The organism is Microbispora sp. NPDC046933 (genome assembly GCF_040644635.1).
Taxonomy (GTDB): domain Bacteria; phylum Actinomycetota; class Actinomycetes; order Streptosporangiales; family Streptosporangiaceae; genus Microbispora.
The window spans coordinates 230,779-249,543 of record NZ_JBEYWW010000006.1; the positions used below are offsets into that span (position 1 = coordinate 230,779).

General features: G+C 72.1%; 21 protein-coding genes. 12 read left to right on the forward strand and 9 right to left on the reverse strand.

The features are described 5' to 3' along the window. Window positions 1-118 precede the first annotated feature (118 nt). On the forward strand, window positions 119-2,101 hold the full coding sequence (locus ABZ857_RS10795) for an AfsR/SARP family transcriptional regulator (protein ID WP_357040829.1): 1,983 nt from the start codon (window positions 119-121) through the stop codon (window positions 2,099-2,101). A 181-nt stretch (window positions 2,102-2,282) separates the two neighbouring features. Here the strand turns inward: ABZ857_RS10795 and ABZ857_RS10800 are convergent, their stop codons facing one another. Further along, the gene (locus ABZ857_RS10800) at window positions 2,283-3,161 is read right to left on the reverse strand and encodes a pentapeptide repeat-containing protein (RefSeq protein WP_357041101.1); all 879 of its coding nucleotides are present in this window, start codon (window positions 3,159-3,161) and stop codon (window positions 2,283-2,285) included. A gap of 310 nt (window positions 3,162-3,471) precedes the next feature. Then, on the reverse strand, window positions 3,472-4,044 hold the full coding sequence (locus ABZ857_RS10805; RefSeq protein WP_357040832.1) for a TetR/AcrR family transcriptional regulator: 573 nt from the start codon (window positions 4,042-4,044) through the stop codon (window positions 3,472-3,474). Window positions 4,045-4,124: 80 nt separating this feature from the next. Between ABZ857_RS10805 and ABZ857_RS10810 the strand changes: the two genes are divergently transcribed. Together ABZ857_RS10810 and ABZ857_RS10815 are read left to right on the forward strand one after the other, a co-directional pair. Further along, window positions 4,125-4,898 (forward strand): oxidoreductase, encoded by a 774-nt coding sequence (locus tag ABZ857_RS10810; protein ID WP_357040834.1) that lies wholly within the window; start codon window positions 4,125-4,127, stop codon window positions 4,896-4,898. 35 nt (window positions 4,899-4,933) lie between these two features. Next, on the forward strand, window positions 4,934-5,302 hold the full coding sequence (locus ABZ857_RS10815) for a VOC family protein (protein ID WP_357040837.1): 369 nt from the start codon (window positions 4,934-4,936) through the stop codon (window positions 5,300-5,302). 89 nt (window positions 5,303-5,391) lie between these two features. On the opposite strand, the gene ABZ857_RS10820 is transcribed toward ABZ857_RS10815, so the two are convergent. The 4 genes from ABZ857_RS10820 to ABZ857_RS10835 all read right to left on the reverse strand — a co-directional run bounded on the left by ABZ857_RS10820 (window position 5,392) and on the right by ABZ857_RS10835 (window position 9,030). After that, the gene (locus ABZ857_RS10820; RefSeq protein ID WP_357040840.1) at window positions 5,392-6,012 is read right to left on the reverse strand and encodes a TetR/AcrR family transcriptional regulator; all 621 of its coding nucleotides are present in this window, start codon (window positions 6,010-6,012) and stop codon (window positions 5,392-5,394) included. Continuing rightward, on the reverse strand, window positions 6,012-6,860 hold the full coding sequence (locus ABZ857_RS10825; protein ID WP_357040843.1) for an oxidoreductase: 849 nt from the start codon (window positions 6,858-6,860) through the stop codon (window positions 6,012-6,014). The genes ABZ857_RS10820 and ABZ857_RS10825 overlap by 1 nt, the downstream gene beginning before the upstream one ends. A gap of 168 nt (window positions 6,861-7,028) precedes the next feature. Continuing rightward, window positions 7,029-8,468 carry an NAD(P)/FAD-dependent oxidoreductase gene (locus ABZ857_RS10830; protein ID WP_357040846.1) on the reverse strand — a complete coding sequence of 480 codons (1,440 nt, stop codon included), beginning with the start codon at window positions 8,466-8,468 and terminating at the stop codon, window positions 7,029-7,031. Between the two features lies 1 nt (window position 8,469). Next, window positions 8,470-9,030 carry a hypothetical protein gene (locus ABZ857_RS10835; RefSeq protein ID WP_357040849.1) on the reverse strand — a complete coding sequence of 187 codons (561 nt, stop codon included), beginning with the start codon at window positions 9,028-9,030 and terminating at the stop codon, window positions 8,470-8,472. Between the two features lie 346 nt (window positions 9,031-9,376). Here ABZ857_RS10835 and ABZ857_RS10840 point away from each other — a divergent pair, with 346 nt between their 5' ends. The 7 genes from ABZ857_RS10840 (at window position 9,377) to ABZ857_RS10870 (ending at window position 14,853) form a co-directional block, all read left to right on the forward strand. Next, window positions 9,377-9,982, forward strand: a complete 606-nt coding sequence (locus ABZ857_RS10840) for a TetR/AcrR family transcriptional regulator (RefSeq protein ID WP_357040852.1) — start codon at window positions 9,377-9,379, stop codon at window positions 9,980-9,982. A 125-nt stretch (window positions 9,983-10,107) separates the two neighbouring features. Next, window positions 10,108-10,782 (forward strand): DUF998 domain-containing protein, encoded by a 675-nt coding sequence (locus ABZ857_RS10845; protein ID WP_357040856.1) that lies wholly within the window; start codon window positions 10,108-10,110, stop codon window positions 10,780-10,782. A gap of 48 nt (window positions 10,783-10,830) precedes the next feature. After that, window positions 10,831-11,202 (forward strand): YciI family protein, encoded by a 372-nt coding sequence (locus ABZ857_RS10850; protein WP_357040859.1) that lies wholly within the window; start codon window positions 10,831-10,833, stop codon window positions 11,200-11,202. Between the two features lie 83 nt (window positions 11,203-11,285). Further along, window positions 11,286-12,536, forward strand: a complete 1,251-nt coding sequence (locus tag ABZ857_RS10855) for an RNA polymerase sigma factor (protein ID WP_357040862.1) — start codon at window positions 11,286-11,288, stop codon at window positions 12,534-12,536. Window positions 12,537-12,616: 80 nt separating this feature from the next. Next, the gene (locus ABZ857_RS10860) at window positions 12,617-13,186 is read left to right on the forward strand and encodes a helix-turn-helix domain-containing protein (protein WP_357040865.1); all 570 of its coding nucleotides are present in this window, start codon (window positions 12,617-12,619) and stop codon (window positions 13,184-13,186) included. After that, complete coding sequence (locus ABZ857_RS10865; RefSeq protein ID WP_357040868.1) at window positions 13,179-14,030, forward strand: SRPBCC domain-containing protein; 852 nt, start codon at window positions 13,179-13,181, stop codon at window positions 14,028-14,030. Before ABZ857_RS10860 ends, ABZ857_RS10865 begins: the two co-directional genes overlap by 8 nt. 34 nt (window positions 14,031-14,064) lie before the next feature. Next, the gene (locus ABZ857_RS10870) at window positions 14,065-14,853 is read left to right on the forward strand and encodes a class I SAM-dependent methyltransferase (RefSeq protein ID WP_357040871.1); all 789 of its coding nucleotides are present in this window, start codon (window positions 14,065-14,067) and stop codon (window positions 14,851-14,853) included. Here the strand turns inward: ABZ857_RS10870 and ABZ857_RS10875 are convergent. Further along, window positions 14,828-15,442, reverse strand: a complete 615-nt coding sequence (locus ABZ857_RS10875) for an XRE family transcriptional regulator (protein ID WP_357040874.1) — start codon at window positions 15,440-15,442, stop codon at window positions 14,828-14,830. The two genes, ABZ857_RS10870 and ABZ857_RS10875, sit on opposite strands and share 26 nt — an antisense overlap. 117 nt (window positions 15,443-15,559) lie before the next feature. On the opposite strand from ABZ857_RS10875, the gene ABZ857_RS10880 reads away from it, so the two are divergent. Together ABZ857_RS10880 and ABZ857_RS10885 are read left to right on the forward strand one after the other, a co-directional pair. Beyond that, a complete protein-coding gene (locus ABZ857_RS10880; protein ID WP_357040877.1) occupies window positions 15,560-16,042 on the forward strand; it encodes a cation:proton antiporter regulatory subunit in 483 nt (160 codons plus the stop codon). Between the two features lie 9 nt (window positions 16,043-16,051). After that, a complete protein-coding gene (locus tag ABZ857_RS10885; protein WP_357040880.1) occupies window positions 16,052-17,212 on the forward strand; it encodes a cation:proton antiporter in 1,161 nt (386 codons plus the stop codon). Between the two features lie 58 nt (window positions 17,213-17,270). On the opposite strand, the gene ABZ857_RS10890 is transcribed toward ABZ857_RS10885, so the two are convergent. Beyond that, on the reverse strand, window positions 17,271-18,092 hold the full coding sequence (locus ABZ857_RS10890; RefSeq protein WP_357040883.1) for a cytochrome c oxidase assembly protein: 822 nt from the start codon (window positions 18,090-18,092) through the stop codon (window positions 17,271-17,273). Then, window positions 18,089-18,628, reverse strand: coding sequence for a DUF2243 domain-containing protein (locus tag ABZ857_RS10895; protein ID WP_357040886.1), 540 nt, complete (start codon window positions 18,626-18,628; stop codon window positions 18,089-18,091). Before ABZ857_RS10895 ends, ABZ857_RS10890 begins: the two co-directional genes overlap by 4 nt. Between the last annotated feature and the right edge of the window lie 137 nt (window positions 18,629-18,765).

Genomic DNA, 18,765 nt, shown 5'->3' on the forward strand with positions numbered 1-18,765 from the left:
GGGATCAGATGCCTCCAGGCTGCCGGGCGTGAATGAGCATCCGATCAGCGCGCTACCGTGACAGTTGCCGTGGCAGTTGCTTTGACCTGGGGATACGCGCGGAAAGGGGGGCCGCAGGGTGGCCATCGCGTTCGGAGTGCTGGGGCCGGTGACGGCCTGGGACGGCGCCGGCGGCGCGATCGACCTGAAGGGGCCGCGCCACCGCGCGGTGCTGGCCCGGCTGATCGTCGCCCGCGGCCGCGTCGTCCCGGTCACCCGCCTGATCGACGACCTGTGGGACGAACCGCCGGCGGGCGCGACCGGGGCCGTGCGGACGTTCGTGGCGGCGCTGCGCCGCGCGCTGGAACCCGACCGGCCGCCCCGCACCCCCGCGCGGCTGCTCGTCACCGACGGACCGGGGTACGCGCTGCGGGCCGGCGCCGACGCGGTGGACGCCTGGCGCTTCGGACACGCGGTGGCCGCCACCGCGGACCTGTCCCCCGAAGACGGGCTCGGACGGCTGGAGGAGGCGCTGGGGTGGTGGCGCGGCCCCGCCTACGCGGAGTTCGCCGACCAGGACTGGGCCCGCGCCGAGCGCTCCCGCCTGGCCGAGCTCCGGCTGCACGCGGTCGAGCGTCACGCGGAGATGCGGCTGGCCCTGGGGCGGGCGGCCGAGGCCGTACCCGACCTGGACGCGCACGCGGCCGGGCACCCCTGGCGGGAGGAGGCCTGGCGGCTGCTCGCGCTCGCGCTCTACCGCAGCGGGCGGCAGGGCGACGCGCTCGCCGTGCTGCGCCGGGCGCGGGCGCTGCTGGTGGACGAGCTGGGAGTGGACCCCGGCCCGCGGCTGCGCCGCCTGGAGACCGACATGCTGCGCCAGGCCGACCACCTCGACCCCGCCGTGCCCGGTTCCGTCCGCGACGCGGCCGAGCGGGTGTGGGCCCAGGCGACCGCCGCGTACGACCGCGCGGTCGCCTCCGGGGCACGGGCCCGCCTGGAGTCGACGGCAGGACTGCTGCGCGACCTCGCGGTGACCGGGGGCGGCGGCCTGCGGGCGGCCCGCGAGCACCGTGTGGCCGCCGTCGAGGCGGCCGAGGAACTCGGCGACGCCGAGCTGACCGCCCGGGTGATCGGCGCCTTCGACGTCCCGGCCATCTGGACCAGGTCGGACGACCCCGGGCAGGCGGCGCGGATCGTGGCGGCGGCCGGGCGCACGCTGACCGCGCTGGCCACCGGTCACGACGCCACCGGTCACGAGGCGGCCCGGGCCCGCCTGCTGGCGACGATCGCGCTGGAGTCGCGCGGCGACCGCTCCGGCCACGGGCTGCGGGCGGCCCGGCAGGCCGAGGAGATCGCCCGCCGCCTGAACGACCCCGCGTTGCTGGCGTTCGCGCTGAGCGGGCTGTTCATGCAGACCTTCCACCGCACGGGACTGGCCGCCCGCCGCGACGAGATCGGCGCCGAACTGGTGGATCTGTCCGCCCGGCATAGCCTGGTCACCTTCGAGGTGCTCGGGCACCTCATCCGGATGCAGGCCCGGTCGGCGCTCGCGGACTTCCCGGCCGCCGACGCGCACGCCGCCGCCGCCGAGCGCCTGGCCGTACGGCACGAGCGGCCCCTGGTGGACGTGTTCACCGCCTGGTATCGGGCGCTGCGCGTGGACGCGACCGGCGGGGTGCCGGAGGAGGCCGAGGCCGCCTACCGGGACGCCGCCGCCCGGCTGGACGGCGCCGGCATGCCCGGCATGGAGCGCGGGCTGCTGCCGCTCGCGCTGTTGTGCCTGCGCCTGCGGCACGGGCAGCCCCCGCCGGACGTCGGACATGCCGATTGGGGGCCGTACGCGCCGTGGGCCCGGCCTCTGGTGCTGCTGGCGCGTGACCGCCGCGCCGAGGCGGCGGCGGCGCTGCGCGCCCTCCCCGAACCGCCGCACGACCTGCTGACCGAGGCCCTGTGGTGCCTCGCCGCCCGGGCGGCCCTCGCGCTCGGCGACCGCACCACGATGGAACGCGCCCACGCCGCGCTGCTGCCCGCCGCGGGCGAGCTGGCCGGGGCGGGCAGCGGCGTGCTGACGCTCGGCCCGGTGGCGGCGCACCTGGACGACCTCGTCGCCGCTCTCGGGTGACTGACGAGGGCGTGCCGACAGATCGAGGCTAGTGGGGTGTCCACGAACCTTGGCCGGGTCGGTCACCGCGCCGGAAGGAACCTCCGGTCCTCGCGAAGCCCGCTCCGCCGGGCCTTCGCCGCGGTCCTCGCTCCCTTCCTTTCCGCTCCCTCCACCCCGGTGAACGTTGGTGGACAGCTCACTAGCCGCGCCGGCGGCGGGGGCGCGGCCTGCGGGCGGAGGCCCGGCCCCCCTCCGCGGCCGGGCTCGCCGGGCTCGCCGGGCGGGCCGCCGGGACCGACCAGTGCGCCGGACGGGTGAGGGCGGTGGGCAGCTTCGTGGCGTCGTCTCCCCTGGCCGCGTTGACCTGGGCCTGGGTGAGGAAGACGCTCCCGGTGAGGTCGGCCCCGCCGAGATCGGCGCCGCGCAGGTCCGCCCCGATCAGGTCCGCGCCGCGTAGATCGGCGCCGCGCAGGTCCGCACCGATGAGGTAGGCGCCCCTCAGATTGGCCCCGCGCAGGTCGGCCTTCCTCAGCCGGGCCCCGATGAGGTCGGCTCCCCTGCGGTCTGGAGCGCGACCCCCGGCCGACGCCCGCACCAGATCGCTCGTCCGCAGCAGCAGCACGTTGACCTTCTCGCGGTGGGCGGCGACGTCCACACCGAGCAGTTCGTCGGGGGTGCCCATGGTCATGCGTTCGGTCTCCTCGAACGCGCCGCGCAACTCGGCCCGGATCGGGCGGGTCACCGGCAGGGACAGCGCCTCGTCCAGGTACCACAGCAACTCGTGCAGGTGCCGTACGACCGGGAAGACCTCGAACATCCGCGCCGCGGTGTGCGGATCGTCCCGCCAACTGCGCCCGAAGGTGACCTGCGAGACCTTCTGCCCCGCGCCGAAGCAGTCGTAGACGGTGCAGCCGGGAAAGCCGCTGTCCCGCAGACGCGCGTGAATGCCGCAGCGGTAGTCGTCCCGCAGGTTGGGGCAGGGCCGCCCGGCGTCCTTGCTGATCGCGAAGTCGGCCGAGGCGGCGAAGGGCAGCGCGACGCAGCACAGCCCGAAGCAGTTCGCGCAGTCGGCCCGCAGGTCGGTCCGCCGGTCGGTTCGTCCGCCGGAGCCGGAGCCGGCCGAGGCGTCCACGTGGGCGTCCCCGCGGTCGTGCGTGTCGGGCAACTTCCTGGTCTCCTCGTGTTCGATGGGTGCGGCCGGGACCGCTCGCCGTCCGGCGCCCAGCAAGAACGTATCCCACCGGCCGAACGCAGGACGCCGGACCACCCGCCGAGGGCCGGCCGCTCAGGCGTCCGGACGCCCGTCCCCGGGTCGATCGTCAGCTGCCCCGGTGAGGCGGCGGACCATCCGGACCAGTCCGACTCCGCTCGGATGCGCTGTGGTCGATCTAGCCGTGGTTCGTTGCGCCGTAGCGCAACCCGTCATACAGGATCGTGGCGATGCGTAGCGCATCGTCCTTCCAGCCTTTGGCGCGCATCCCGCAGATGCCGCCGAGAGCGCGCAGCACGACGCGCCCGCTGATGCCACTGCGGACGAGGCCGGCTGCGACACCTGCGGCGAGAAGTTCGTCGAGGGCGCGGGCCATCTCGTCGCGCGCGTCGTCGAAGACCGGCGAATCGGTTGCCATGATGCTCTCCAGCGCCTCACCCATCCCTCTGCCTACTGCCGCGTGCTCCACGAGCAGCAGAAGGAAGGTGCGCAGTGCTTCGTCCGGGGCGTGTTGCGCGAGCAGCCGGGCGGAGGTTGCGCAGAGCTCGGCGACCTCCTGTCGGTACACCTCCGCGACGAGCGCCTCGCGCGTTTCGAAGTGGCGGTACAGCGTGCCGACGGCCACATCGGCCCGGCGGGCGATCTCCTCCACATGGGCGGCGCCGTCGGCGAGGAACGCCTCACGCGCCGCAGCCAGGAGCGCTTCACGGTTGCGGCGGGCATCGGCGCGCAGTGGACGAGATGACGGCAACGGTCCTCCATAAGGTGAGTCCAATTCCGTTTATGTGTACAGTTTCCGGAGCCAGGTTCACCTTACTGAAGGAGTACCCCGTGACGTTCGAGCACGAACAGCTCGCCGGCCTGCGAGTGCTGGTGACCGGCGGTAGCCGAGGGCTCGGGGAGGCGACGGCTCGTCGCTTCGCCGCAGCCGGCGCCACCGTGCTGACGGCCTCGCGAACCGCGCCCCCGGAAGACCTGCCCGCCACCTTCATTCCCGCCGACCTGCGGTCGGAGGAGGGGGCGGCGGAACTCGGCCGACGCGTAGTGGACAGCGTCGGAGGCGTCGACGTTCTGGTCAACAACGCCGGAGCCGCAACCGGACCGATGCCGACCCTGGAGCGGTCGGACGCGTCCTGGCTCGCCGACCTGGAGATGAACCTGCTCAGCGCGGTCCGGCTCGACCGGGCCCTGGTTCCCGGGATGGTCGAGCGTGGCTCCGGCGTCGTGGTGCACGTCTCCTCCATCGCCAGCCACCTTCCCCAACCTGCCGAGGCGTCGTACGCGGCGTCGAAGGCGGCGCTCAACGCCTACAGCCGCGAGTTGGCGACGGCGGTGGGCGAGCACGGCGTACGCGTGGTGTGCGTTCTGCCGGGCTTCGTCGTCACCGAAGGAGCGGTCGACCATCTTCAGCAGATGGCCGATGGCCAGGGTGTGGGCATCGACGAGGTCAAGCAGCAGATCGTGGACCACCTGAAGGTGCCGATGGGGCGCCCCGGCGAACCCGAGGACGTCGCAGAGATGATCGCGTTCCTCGCTTCCGGCCGCGCCAAATGGCTCACCGGCGCCCAGTTCCGGGTCGACGGCGGCATCATCCCCGTGGTCTGAGCCGCACCCCCGTACGCGATTCGAGGAGAAACACCATGACCTTCAGCCTGACGTCACTGATCGTGGATGCCGCCGATCTGGAGAGCGAGAGCTCGTTCTGGCACCGGCTACTCGGCGGCTCGATCACGAGGACGGCGACGCACCACTTTCTGCAGATCGACGGCTTTCCCGTGATCGTGATCCAGCACGCTCCGGGACATGTGCCGCCGCAGTGGCCCGACGGCGCCTCCCAGCAGATGCACTTCGACCTCGCCACGGACGACGCGGCGATCGCGGACAAGCGGGTGCTCGACGCCGGCGGTCGGCGGCTGCGACCGGCTGACGATGTCGTCGCCTCCACTCAGCCGGGCTCCCGGGTCTACGCCAGCCCGGCCGGACACCCCTTCTGCGTTCGCTCGGCCTGACCCCGAAACCGAGCACGAACAACCGCGCCAGCGCCTCCGAACCGCACTCTGGAACCTGACGTAGAGGCCCATGCATGGAGGTTCGGTTCTCAAGCTTCACTGTCCATGCCGGCGCTGATCAGCCAGATGTGTTCGCAGGTCGCCGATGCCTTCTGTAATTCCTCGCGGGACTCTTGTGAGGCGTGGTAAAAGGTCCGCTCGATCATCCAGCACAGGGCTCGTGCGATCGCTGACGCCTGGTCTGGTTCGGTGCCGGCTTGAACGCCTGCTCGCTCCAGGACGGCGGTGATGGCCGTGATGAACAAGTCCGCTGTATGGCTCCACAGCACGCCGATCTCCGGCACGGTCAACGACAGGTCGATCGCCGTGCGGAAGACCAGGCCGTGCTCGTTCCACAGCTCGACCGTGCGCCGCATGGCCGCTGCGATGGCCTGGCGCGGCTCCTCGGCCTGCGCGGTGACCCGGGACCGCTCCCACAGGTGCTCGACGGTCCGGGCCACGAGTGCCGCGACCACTTCCTGCTTGGAGCCGAAGTAGAAGTACAGGGCACCGCGCGTGATGCCGGCGCCCTGGGCGATGTCGCCGACGGTCATGGCGTCGTAGCCCTTTTGCGCCAGCAGGGCTTCGCAGGCGCCCAGAATGGCCCGCTCCCGGACATCGCCCTTGCGTTCGGTGGTGCGCCGGCCCCGCGCGCGGTCGTGGCCAGACATCAGAGCTGAGCACCCTCGGCGAAGTCGGTCGTGCGGGAAAGCGCCTCCCACGCGCGGATGTCCTCGTCCACAGCCGCGCGCGCGGCGGTGACCAGTCGCAGCGCGTCCGAACCCAGGACGAGGTGGGCCGGCGGCCGGTCGACCGACGCGATGTGCACGACGGCCTCCCCGGCCTTGGCGGGATTGCCCAGCTGGTTCCCGCTCGCCTTGTGCCGCGCCTCCCGGATGGGATTGAACAGCTCGTCGTAGTCGTCGATGCTCCGCGCGGCGCGCGTCATGGACCGCCCGGCCCAGTCGGTGCGGAAGGAGCCGGGCTCGATCGCCGTGACATGGATCCCGAACTGCGCGACCTCCTTGCCCAGCGCCTCGAGGATCCCTTCCAGGGCGAACTTGCTGCCGCAGTAGGCGGACATGCCGGGCACGGCCATGAGCCCGCCCATGGAAGTGACGGCCATCAGGTGTCCGCGACGGCGCCGGCGCATGTGGGGCAGTGCTGCCTGCAGGGTGGCCACTGCCCCGAATACGTTGACCTCGAACTGCCGCCGCACCTCGGCCAGCGGGGTTTCCTCGAGGGTGCCCTCCAGGCCGTAGCCGGCGTTGGCGACGACGACGTCCAGAGGGCCGACGCTCTGCTCCACCTCCGCTACCACCCGCGGGACGGCGTCGTCGTCCGTCACGTCCAGGATGCGGCCATGAGCGCGCCCGGGTTGGAGCCCTTCGAACGCCCGCAGGTCCTCCTCGGAGCGGACCGTGCCGACGACGGTGTGCCCGGCGGCCAGGGCGGCTTGGGCGAAGGCGCGTCCAAGGCCCGTGCTGACGCCGGTGATGAGCCACTTCTGCTTCTGCATTGCTTCTCCAGAGAAGAACTCGCAAGGAGCCGGACTGCTCTCGCAGTCCAAATTCTACACTGCGTCGATTTTTATCATCATCGTGTAGATTCTCGTGACGCCTAACGGCTCATGACGTGGATGCGGGAGGACTTCGCCACGCCAGAGGAACAGCGCGCGGCCCTGCGGTCAGCGGCCGTACGCCTCCAGCAGCCGCAGCCACACCTCACTGACCGTGGGGAACGCCGGAACCGCGTGCCACAGGCGGTCCAGCGGAACCTCGCCGACGACCGCGATCGTCGCGGCGTGCAGCAGTTCTGCGACATCCGGGCCGGCGAGCGTGAAGCCGACGATCACTTTCCTGTCCTCGTCGACGACCATGCGGGCGTGCCCCCGGTAGCCGTCGGCGTGCAGGGCGGATCCGGCGACGGCGCCCAGGTCGTAGTCGACGACGCGGATCCGTACCCCGGCGGCCTCGGCTGCGGCGGCCGTCAGCCCCACAGGCGCGATCTCCGGTTCGGTGAAGACCACCTGGGGCACCGCGCGCTCGTCAGCCGCGGCGACGTGCCGGCCCCAGCGGCCGTCGTCGACCGCTTCGCCCTTCGCACGCGCCACGATGACGTCGCCGACCGCGCGGGCCTGGTATTTACCCTGGTGGGTCAGCAGCACTCGCCGGTTGACGTCACCGACGGCGTACAGCCACCCATCACCGATTGGCGCCCCGTCCTCCCCGACCACTCGCAACGTGTCGTCCACCGTGAGCCAGGCACCCGGTGTCAGGCCGACGGCGCCGAGACCGATGTCCTCGGTGTTCGGTGTCCGGCCGATCGCCACCAGAAGCTCGTCTGCCTCGAGCTGCTCGCCGTCCGTCATCGTGATGTGCACCGTTCCGGCCTCGTCGCGGTGCACGGATGCGGCCTCCGCGCCAAGGCGTACCGACACTCCGGCCTCCCGCAACGACTCGGTGACGCGCTCGCCGGCGAACGGCTCGGCCAGCGGCAGCACACCGTCACGGGCCAGCATCGTCACCGAGGACCCCAGGGCGGCGAAGGCGGTTGCCATCTCCGACGCCACCACGCCACCACCGATGATCGCGAGCCGACCCGGGACCGCGCTCGCGGCGGTTGCCTCCCGGCTGGTCCACGGCGCGGCCTCGCGCAAACCGGGAATGTCCGGAATCAACGCGCCGCTTCCGGCCGCGACAACCAACGCGTGCCGGGCCGTCAACGTGACCGCGACGCCGTCGTCGCCGGTCACCTCGACCACGCCCGCGGACACGATCCGGCCCTGGCCACGGAGCAGAGCGATCCCGGCCGAATCGAGCCAGCCGACCTGACCGTCGTCCTTCCAATGCGAGGCGAAGGAATCCCGGCGGGCTAGCACCGCGGCCACGTCGAGACCACCGGTCACCGCCTCGCGCGCCCCGGGCACCTGACGCGCCGCCCGCAACGCCGCCGCGCTGCGCAGCAACGCCTTGGTCGGCATACAGGCCCAGTAGGAACATTCCCCACCGACGAACTCGCGCTCGACGACGGCGGCGCTCAGCCCACCCTGCACCACCCGGTCGGCGACGTTCTCCCCGGCCGGACCCGCCCCGAGGACGACGACGTCGTAAGTTTTGCCGTCCATGTCAGTTTCCCTTCGCGGCGCGGCCGAGACGGAAGGCCGAGATGAGGAAGAAGATGCCGCCGGGGATGGCGTACCCGGCCGCGTTGATCAGCGTCGGGCTGTCCGCGGAGGCGCCAACGATGAACGACGCACCGGCGAATACGGAGATGCCGCCGCTGATGATCATCGGCCACTGGCCGCCCATCTTGCGGCGAGTGACACCCACGATCAGCTGGACCAGCCCGGCCGCGACCGCCCAAGCACCCCACACCCGCAGCACCGCTGGGATACCAGACGCGCAGGCGATGGCCACGCCGATGGCGGTGATCAGACTGACCGCGATGTTCGCGTACAGCAGGGCAGGCGATCCGGTGGTGCGCGACGCGCGGGTGTCGACGACGGCGGCGGCCACGTCGAACAGCGGGTAGAGCACGAGCAGAGTGACCGCGAGCGGACCCAGATTCGAGGCGGTCGTGAACATCACGAGGGCCCAGACGATCGCGAACGCGAACCGGACAAAGTACAGCCGCCGCAGTGCGGACGCGGTCTCGGAAATACCGGGTGAAGCAGCGATAGTGCGCATGATGCTCCTTTTGGTGATGAGCGATCTGGAGAGCGGTTCAGAGCGGCCCATGGTCGGCCTTCTCGATCGGGTGGGCGACCGGTGCCGGCCTGGTCCTGCCTGCTGACCAGGCGCCAGGACGGGGTGATCTGCCAGGCCGCCGCCTCGCTCGTGCCAATGGGGGCGCGCTCCTGGCGGACGGCCCTGCGCGACGCGCCCCTGGTCACGGCAGCCACTGGTGCGTACGTGAATACGACGAGCCGCTGCTGGACCACCCCGACAAGACCGAACGTTCTGTCTTGGCAAAGCATGGCAATCTGCGGCGCAGGCTGTCAAGACCGAACGTTCTACCCCCTAGGATGGTGGCATGCCCAGCCCACCCGAAGGCCGGCCGTCCGAAGCGCGGTCCCGGCTGCTCAACACGGCCATCCGGCTCTTCTACGCTGAGGGCATCCACGCCGTCGGCATCGATCGCATCGTCGCCGAAGCGCAGGTGACGCGGGCCACCCTCTACCGGCACTTCCCCGGCAAGGAAGACCTCGTCCTCGCCTACCTGAACGAGGTCGACCGAGCCATGCGGGGCCAGGCGGAGGAGGCTGTGGCCGCCGGACTACCCGCCGACAACATCCGGGCCCTCAGCGAGTCCATCGCCCAAAGCATCAAGTCCCCCGGCTTCCGGGGATGCGCCTTCCTCAACGCCGCCGCCGAGTACCCCGACCCCGAGTCCCCGGTGCACAAGGCCGTGCTCGCCCACCGCCAATGGTTCCTGGAAACCGTCACGGAACTGCTGGCCAAGATCCAGGAGACCGGCGCCGAGCCCGCCGCCCGTCACTTCGTGATGATGCGCGACGGCGCCATGGCCGCCGGCTGCCTGTTCGACCCGGTGCTGATCTGCGAGACCTTCCTTCGCGGAGTCGAGAGGCTCCTGCAGGTCTATGCCGCCACCGACTACAACGGACCGGCGGGCGTCTGAAGCCGCCGCCCTGCTCGGAAAAATCTTGAGAAAAATCCGGGAGGCGTGTCGATCCGGGGTCGTCCCGTTCGAGGAGTGGGTGAAGGGCCGGTGAGGGACCGGCCCGTCCGAAGGGAGAACCACCCATGACCAGCGCCGCCGCTCACCCCGCCACCGCCGCCCGCACCTGCGACCGCGAGACCAGCGTCACCCGCAGCCTCCTCGGGTACGGTGTGATCGCCGGCCCGGTCTACGTCGGGGTGTCGCTGACCGAGGCCCTGACCCGGGACGGATTCGACCTGACCCGGCACGCCTGGAGCCTGCTCGCCAACGGCGACCTCGGCTGGATCCACGTCGCGAACTTCGTGCTGGCCGGGGCGATGACCACCGCCTTCGCCGTGGGGCTGCGCCGGGCCCACAGCCGGGGCTGGGCTCCCCGCCTGCTGGGGGCGTACGGCCTGAGCCTGCTGGCGGCCGGGGCCTTCCGGGCAGACCCGGCCCAGGGCTTCCCGCGCGGCGTTCCGGGGGGCGTTCCGGGGGGTGAGGTGAGCTGGCACGGCATCGCGCACCTGGCCTCCGGCGGCGTCGGGTTCGCCTGCCTGGTCGCGGCCTGCTTCGTCCTCGCCCGCCGTTTCGCCCGGGGCGGGCAGGCGGCCTGGGCGTGGAGTTCGCGGGCGACCGGCGCGCTGTTCGCCGCGGGATTCCTGGCCGTGGCCTCGGGGGCGGGCGCGGCCTGGGCCAACCTCGCCTTCACCGGCGCCGTGGTGCTCGGCTGGGCCTGGATCAGCGCCCTGGCCGTGCACGCGTACCGGAACGCCTGACCCGTCCCGCGTTCACCTGATAGATCATTGACCGGAAGGAGACGAACGATGCGATACATGGTTCTGCTCAGGGCCGCCCAGCCCGACACCCCGCCGCCCGCCGACCTCATGGAGGCCATCGCCAAGCTCGGCCAGGAGGCGACGGTCGCCGGGGCGCTGCTCGACACCGCCGGGCTGGCCCCCAGCGCGTCCGCGGCCGCCGTACGGCTCGCCGAGGGCGACCTGAAGGTGACCGACGGGCCGTTCGCCGAGTCCAAGGAACTGATCAGCTACGCCCTGTACGACGTGCGGTCGAAGGAGGAGGCGGTCGAGTGGACCGCGCGTTTCATGCGCCTGCACCGTGACCTGTGGGAAGGCTGGGAGGGCGAGGCCGAGGTGGTCAAGGTGCTCGGCCCCGAGGACTTCGCCCCGCCGGCCTGAGCAGCCCTGACTGTCCCGAGCATCCCTGTCCTGAGCCCCTGTCCCGAGCCACTGTCCTGAGCCACTGTGAGCTGAGCACTCCGATGACCGGCACCGATGCGCTGCTCGCGGCGCACCGCGCGATCGAGGCGGTCTGGCGGATCGAGTCCGCCAGGCTCGTCGCGGGGCTGGCCCGCCTCGTCGACGACGTCGGCCTGGCCGAGGAGCTCGCCCAGGACGCGTTGCTCATCGCGCTGGAGCAGTGGCCGGAGGCGGGCGTGCCGGACAACCCGGGCGCCTGGCTCATGGCCACCGCCAAGCACCGCGCGATCGACCACCTGCGGCGGCGCAGCCGCTACGAGCGCAAGCTCCAGGAGATCGGCCGCGACATCGAGAGCAGGCCGGGGCCGGATCCGGACGACCACATCCGCGACGACATGCTGCGGCTCGTCTTCACCGCCTGCCACCCGGCGCTGACCACCGAGGCCCGCGTCGCGCTCACGCTGCGCCTGCTCGGCGGCCTGACCACCACGGAGATCGCCCGGGCCTTCCTGGCCACCGAGCCGGCCGTGGCGCAGCGGATCGTCCGCGCCAAGCGCACCCTGGCGACCAAAGGGGTCAGGTTCGAGATGCCGTCCCCCGGCGACCTGGCCGCACGGCTGGCCTCGGTGCTGGAAGTCGTCTACCTGATCTTCAACGAGGGCTACTCGGCCACGGCGGGCGACGACTGGACCCGCCCCGACCTCTGCCACGAGGCGCTGCGCCTGGGCCGTCTCCTGACGGGCCTGCTCCCCCGCGAACCGGAGGTGCACGGCCTGGCCGCGCTGATGGAACTGCAGGCATCCCGCCTGCGTGCCCGCACCGGTCCGGACGGCGCGCCGGTCCTGCTCCCCGACCAGGACCGGCGCCTGTGGGACCGGCTCCTGATCCGCCGGGGGCTGGAGGCGCTGGAGCGGGCCGAGTCGCTCGGCGGTGCCTTCGGCCCGTACGCCCTGCAGGCGGCCATCGCCGCCTGCCACGCCCGGGCAGCTCGTCCCGAGGACACCGACTGGGAACGTGTCGCTGCCCTCTACCGGGTGCTCGTCCACGTCTCGCCCTCCCCCGTGGTCGAGCTGAACCGCGCCGTCGCGGTGGCGATGGCCGGCGACCCCGCGCGCGGGCTGGAGATCGCCGACGCCGTCGCCGCGGACAAGGCCCTGCGCGGCTACCCCCAGCTGCCCGCCGTACGCGGTGACCTGTTGGCCCGGCTGGGCCGTACGGACGAGGCGCGGCGCGAGTTCGAACGGGCGGCGGCCCTGACCGGCAACGAGCGGGAGCGGGCCCTGTTCCTGGCCCGCGCCGCCGACTGCGGGTAGCCGCCCCCTGTCCCATGACCCCCACCCCCTTCCACGGGCGATTGACAAAGAGAGTTTTTACGTACAACATTGTTTTTGCGATGAGAGACGTCCTGTACCTGGAGCAGATCGAGCAGGCCGAGGCCCTGCTCAAACCGCAGCGCATCGAGGTGCTGCGGCAACTGGCCGTGCCGCGCACCTGCACCGAGGTGGCGGCGGTGCTCGACCAGACGCCGCAGCGGGTCTACTACCACGTCAAACGCCTGGTGGAGGCCGGCCTGGTCGACCAGGTCTCCGAGCGGCGGGTGCGCGGCATCACCGAAGGCATCTACCAGGCGAGCGCCCGCTCCTACTGGCTGGCGCCGAGCCTGGTGGGCCGGATCGGCGGGCTGCGCCGGCGGCAGGACGAGCTCAGCCTGGGCTACCTGCTCGACCTCATGGAAGAGGTGCAGGCCGACATCGCCGCCCTCGACCGGACGGCGCCGGAGCTACCGTCCATCGGCGTGTCCGGCGAGGTGCGCGTGCCCCCCGAACGACGCCAGGAGTTCCTGGCCGACCTGCGCACCGCGCTGCAGGACCTGTTCACCCGCTACGGCGGCGCCGAAGGCGACGCCTTCAAGCTCGCCGTGGCCTGCTATCCCCACCACCCCCAGGGAGACGACCATGAGTGAACCGATGATCGTCCGCGTCCGCCTCGCGGCTCCGCTGAAGGAGGTGCGCCACGCGCTGACCGACTCCGCCGCGATGCGGGTGTGGCTGGCCGAGCACGCCGAGGCCGACCTGCCCGGCCGCTACGCGTTCTGGGGCCGCCGCACCCCGGACGGCGACGCCCCCCACCAGCGCCCGCTGCACGCCGACGACCACACGCTGCGCTTCGCCTGGCTGCTGGACGGCGTGGAGACGACCACCGAGATCACGCTGGCGGAGGAGACCCCGGACACGACCGTCCTGACCCTGTCGCAGAGCCACTTCGACTTCCAGGACGTCATCACCGGGGCGAGCATCCGGGGCGTGCTGCAGACCTTCTGGTCGCTGGCGCTGTCCAACCTGGCCGACTACGTCGAAGGGCGCGAGATCGGCCCCCAGCCCGACTTCACCTCGGCCGACTTCCGCGGCGAGATGGTCGTCGAGGCGCCCGTTGAGCAGGTGTACGACTCCCTGGTCGACTCCGACAAGGCGAGCGACTGGTTCGGATACCCCATCGGCATCGAGCCGTACGTCGGCGGGCGCTTCGCCATGGGCGGCCTGGACGCCGACCCGCACCCCGCGAAGATCATCGACCTGGTCCCCGGCAAGACCATGTCGGCCGACTGGGGACCGGGAGGCGTCGTCACCTGGGAACTGGAGGACAGCGGCGGCAAGACCCACCTGACGTTCGTCCAGAGCGGCTTCGACACCACCAACCCGCCGTACGCCGCCTGGACCGGATGGCTCAGCGGCCTGGCCGCGCTGCGCCGCTACCATGAGGTGCCTGGCGGCCACCGGATCTGGCTCCCCGCCGAACCGGCGGCCTAGCCCCCACCCACGACCAGCCGGAGTGTGATCGGCCATGACGGTGACCCGGGAAGTGCTCGCCTACTACGAGCAGGACAAGGAGGACGGCAGGCTCCGTACGGGCCGGGGCCGGCTGGAGCTGTGGCGGACGCAGGACGTGCTGCGCCGGGCACTGCCGTCACCGCCCGCCCGGGTGCTCGACGTCGGCGGCGGCACCGGAGTGCACGCCGAATGGCTGGTCGCCGACGGCTACGAGGTCGAACTGCTGGACCCGATCCCGCTCCACGTCGAGCGGGCCGCGGCCCTGCCGGGCGTGACGGCCCGGCAGGGCGACGCACGCGACCTGCCCCTGCCGGACGCGAGCGCCGACGCGGTCCTGCTGCTGGGCCCGCTCTACCACCTGGCCGACCGCGCCGACCGGGTCACCGCCCTGACCGAGGCGCGCCGCGTGGTGCGCCCCGGGGGCCTGGTGGCCGCCGCCACCATCAACCGCTACGCGGCCGTGCACGACATGGTCCACCTGGGCGTCTACGACCAGGAACCACACCGCCGGGCCGCGCGCCAGGCCATGGAGGACGGCCGCCTGCTGGGTCCCGTGCAGGGTTTCTCCGCCTACCTGCACGAGCCCGACGAGGTGCCCGGGGAGTTCGCCGACGCCGGGCTCCCCGGCGCCGAGCGGTACGGCCTGGAGGGCGCCTTCTGGCTGTACGGCGACGTGAACGACTGGCTCGACGACCCCGAACGCCGCAGGCACATGCTCGACGCCCAGCGCACGCTGGAACGCGTGCCGTCGCTTCTCGGGGTCAGCGGCCACATGCTCACCCTCGCCCGCCGGCCCGCGTAGGCTCCCGCTTCGCCCTCGGGCGGGCGCGCAGGTGGGCGCGCTCGCCCTGGCTGCCGAACAGGCTGAGGAACTCGACCGCCTGATCGTCGGCGGCGCCGAACCAGTGCGGCAGCCGGGTGTCGAACTCGGCCGCCTCGCCCGGTGACAGCACCAGATCCTGCTCGCCGAGGACCACCCGCAGCCGCCCGTTCAGCACGTAGAGCCACTCGTACCCCTCGTGGGTCTTCGGCTCCGGCTGCCTCCTTGCGCTGCCCGCGGGAATCACCAGCTTGTACGCCTGGATGCCCCCGGCCCTGCGGGTCAGCGGCAGCATCGTCATGCCGTAGCGGACGACCGGCCGCAGGTGGATGCGCGGATCCCCCGTCGGCGGGGCGTCCACGAGCTCGTCCAGCGTGACACCGTGGGCCCTGGCCAGGGGCAGCAGCAGCTCCAGGGTCGGCCGGCGGGCACCCGACTCCAGCCGCGACAGCGTGCTCACCGAGATGCCGGTCGCCGCCGACAGGTCGGCCAGGGTCGTCTCACGCTGCCGGCGCAGCGCGCGCAGCCGTGGCCCGACCGAGACGAGCGCGTGTTCGAGGTCGTCGTCCACGCCGCCAGCTTGCCATACGGGCAACGAGACGTGCGAAGACGGCGGAAATGAGACCTCCGTCCATTATTGGTAGGTTCCTGGATAAGTGTTGACTTATCTGAACGGAGGAGCGGCGCCGTGGATGTCGAGCAGACGGTGTTGCCGGGGATCGGGTTGCGGCACGAGTTCACCACGCGCTCGGGACGGCGCATAGGGGTCGTCTCCCACCGCACCGGGCGGCGCGACCTGGTGATCTACGATCCCGACGATCCCGACAGGGCCTGCGAGACAGTGAAACTCAACGACGAGGAGGCCGACGCGCTCGTCGAGCTGCTCGGCGCTCCTCGCATCGTCCAGCGGCTCAACGCCCTGCATCGCGAGGTCGAGGGACTGGTCAGCGTCCAGCTGCCGATCTCGCCGGGCTCCCCCTACGCCGGCCGGCCCATGGGCGAGGCGCAGGTGCGCACCCGCACCGGAGCCTCCATCGTGGCCGTCGTCCGCGCCGGGCACGTGTTCGCCAGCCCCGCCCCCGACTTCCTCCTCACCGGGGAGGACATCGTGGTCGTGGTGGGCAGCGAGGACAGCACCGCCGCCGTCGCCGACATCTTCGCCAGCGGCTGAGGGCAGCGCGTGCACAATACCGCGATACTCTTCCTGGAATTCGGCGCCGTCGTCCTCGGACTCGGCATCCTCGGAGCACTGGCGCTGCGCGCCGGCATCTCCCCCATCCCTCTCTACCTCATCGCGGGCCTGGCCTTCGGCACCGGTGGCATCCTCCCGCTGGCCACCAGCGAGGACTTCATCGCCACCGGCGCCGAATTAGGCGTCATCCTGCTGCTGCTCACCCTCGGCCTGGAATACAACGCCGACGAGCTGATGACCAGCCTCAAGGGCAACGCCCGCGCCGGCCTGGTCGACCTCGTGCTCAACGCGGCGCCCGGCGCCATCTGCGCGCTGCTCCTCGGCTGGGGGCCGGTCGCCGCCGTCGCCATGGCCGGCGTCACCTACGCCACCTCCTCCGGCATCACCGCCAAGGTCCTGTCCGACCTGGGCTGGATCGGCAACCGGGAGACCCCGGTGGTGCTGTCGCTGCTGGTGTTCGAGGACCTCACGATGGCGGTCTACCTGCCGGTCCTCACCGCCATGCTGGCGGGCCTGAGCCTGGTCGCCGGTGCGGTCACCGTGGCCATCGCGCTCGCCGCGGTGAGCGTCGTCCTGCTGGTCGCGCTGCGCTTCGGCCGCTACATCGAGGCGTTCGTCGCCAGCCCCAACTCCGAAGTGCTCGTGCTCAAGGTGGTCGGGCTGGCGCTGCTGGTGGCCGGGCTGGCCCAGCAGCTGCAGGTGTCGGCCGCGGTCGGGGCGTTCCTCGTCGGCATCGCGCTGTCGGGCGAGCTGGCCGAAGACGCCCAGGCGCTGCTCGCGCCGCTGCGCGACCTGTTCGCCGCGGTCTTCTTCGTCTTCTTCGGCCTTCAGACCGACCCCACCAAGATCCTGCCCGCCGCCGGCCTGGCCGCGGGCCTGGCGCTCGTGACGATGATCACCAAGCTGCTGACCGGCATCTATGCCGCCCGCCGCGCCGGCATCGCCCGCGCCGGACGGGTCCGCGCCGGCATCGCGCTCATCCCCCGAGGTGAGTTCAACATCGTCATCGCCGGGCTGGCGGTGGCCGCCGGCGCCCATCCCGACCTGGGCGCCCTGGCTGCGGCGTACGTCCTGATCCTGGCGGCCTTCGGTCCCCTGGCGGCCCGCCTGGTGCAGCCGCTCCTCACGCGCATAGCCAGTCGCGCCTGAGGACCGTCCCCCTCCCCGATCCGGCCTGCCCCGCACCGCGGCGGCGGGCCGGTGCGTTTCAGGCCCGTACGGTCCGGCCGGCGACGGGCCGGGAGCGGCGTTCCGGACGCCAGGTGGAGACGAGGGCGGCGGCGAGAAGGAGTTCGGCGATGTCGCCGCCGTAGTACATGATCTCCGCCCCGCCCTGGACTTCGGCGACGGGTGCGTGGACGTCCACCCAGAAGCCGCCGTACATCAGCTGCGCGACGATCGCGTGCACGGCGATGGCGCACCCGAGGTAGACCAGGCGGGCCCGGACGCCCGGCCGGGCGGGCGCGGGGTCGGGACCGGCGATGACGTGCGCGAACAGACACCCCGACAGCAGGAAGTGCGCGTGCAGCAGCCAGTGCCCGGCTGGCCGGGCCGTGACGGCGTCGTAGAGCGGGGTGAAGTAGAGCACCACGAGGCTGCCGGTGGACAGCAGCAGGGCGGTCGCCGGATGGGTCAGCAGCCGGCCGGGACGGCTGTGCACGACGGCGGACAGCCGCCGGGCGCCGCCGACGGGCAGGGTCCGCAGCAGCAGGGTGACCGGGGCACCCAGCACCAGGGCGAGCGGGGCGTACATGCCGATGAGCATGTGCTGAAGCATGTGACCGCGGAAGTCGGCGTGGGCGACAGACGCGACGGGCGGCAGGAGCGCCGCGGCCGACAGGACGAGCCCGGCGGCGAAACTCGCCGTACGCCACCGGCTCCAGCCCAGCACCGGGTTGCGGCGGCGCGTCCGCCGGGCCAGGTGCAGATACACGAGCAGGGCGAGGACCGGCAGCAGCACCCCGGAGAACCCCGCGAAGTGGCCACCGTGGTCCATCACGCCGTGGTCCATCACGCCGTGGTCCGTCATGCGGGGGTCTCGGCGGGATCGAAGGACCGCCCGCCGCGCGCGAGCAGGTAGCCCCCGGCGAGCAGCAGCGCGCCCAGGACGAGGAAACCGATGTCCCACCAGAGCTGGTAGGGGCCGCCGCGGACATGGTGGATGGCCAGGATGTGGTGGTCCAGGACGCCCTCGACGAGGTTGAAGATCCCCCAGCCGGCCAGGATCCAGCCCCACAGCACCCGTGAGGTCCACACCCTGCGCCGGTTGCGGGTGACCCTGGAGTACAGAATCGCGAGGCCGATGAGCACCGCGAGCCAGCACACGGCGTGGAAGACGCCGTCCCACACCGTGTTCATCTCCAGCCCGGAAACGGTGTGGGGGTTGTAGTACTTCACCCCGATGTGGTCGCTGTCGGTGCTGCTCAGCATGTGATGCCACTGCAGAAGCTGGTGCAGCAGGATGCCGTCGATGAACCCGCCGAGTCCTACCCCGAGCACGATGCCCGGCAGCCGCAGACTGGCCGGCGTCACATCGGCCCGGGCCTCGCCCGCGGTGGTCGCCATCGCCCTGTCTCCGTCCCCTCCGCCGCCGCTATGCGGATCTCCGCCACGGCAGGTTCTCCGGACGAGAGGGTGTAGTCACGCAGGCACGCGCGGAGCCGCCGCGGGCCTACCGACTCTTTAGCGAGCGGCTGAGGTTG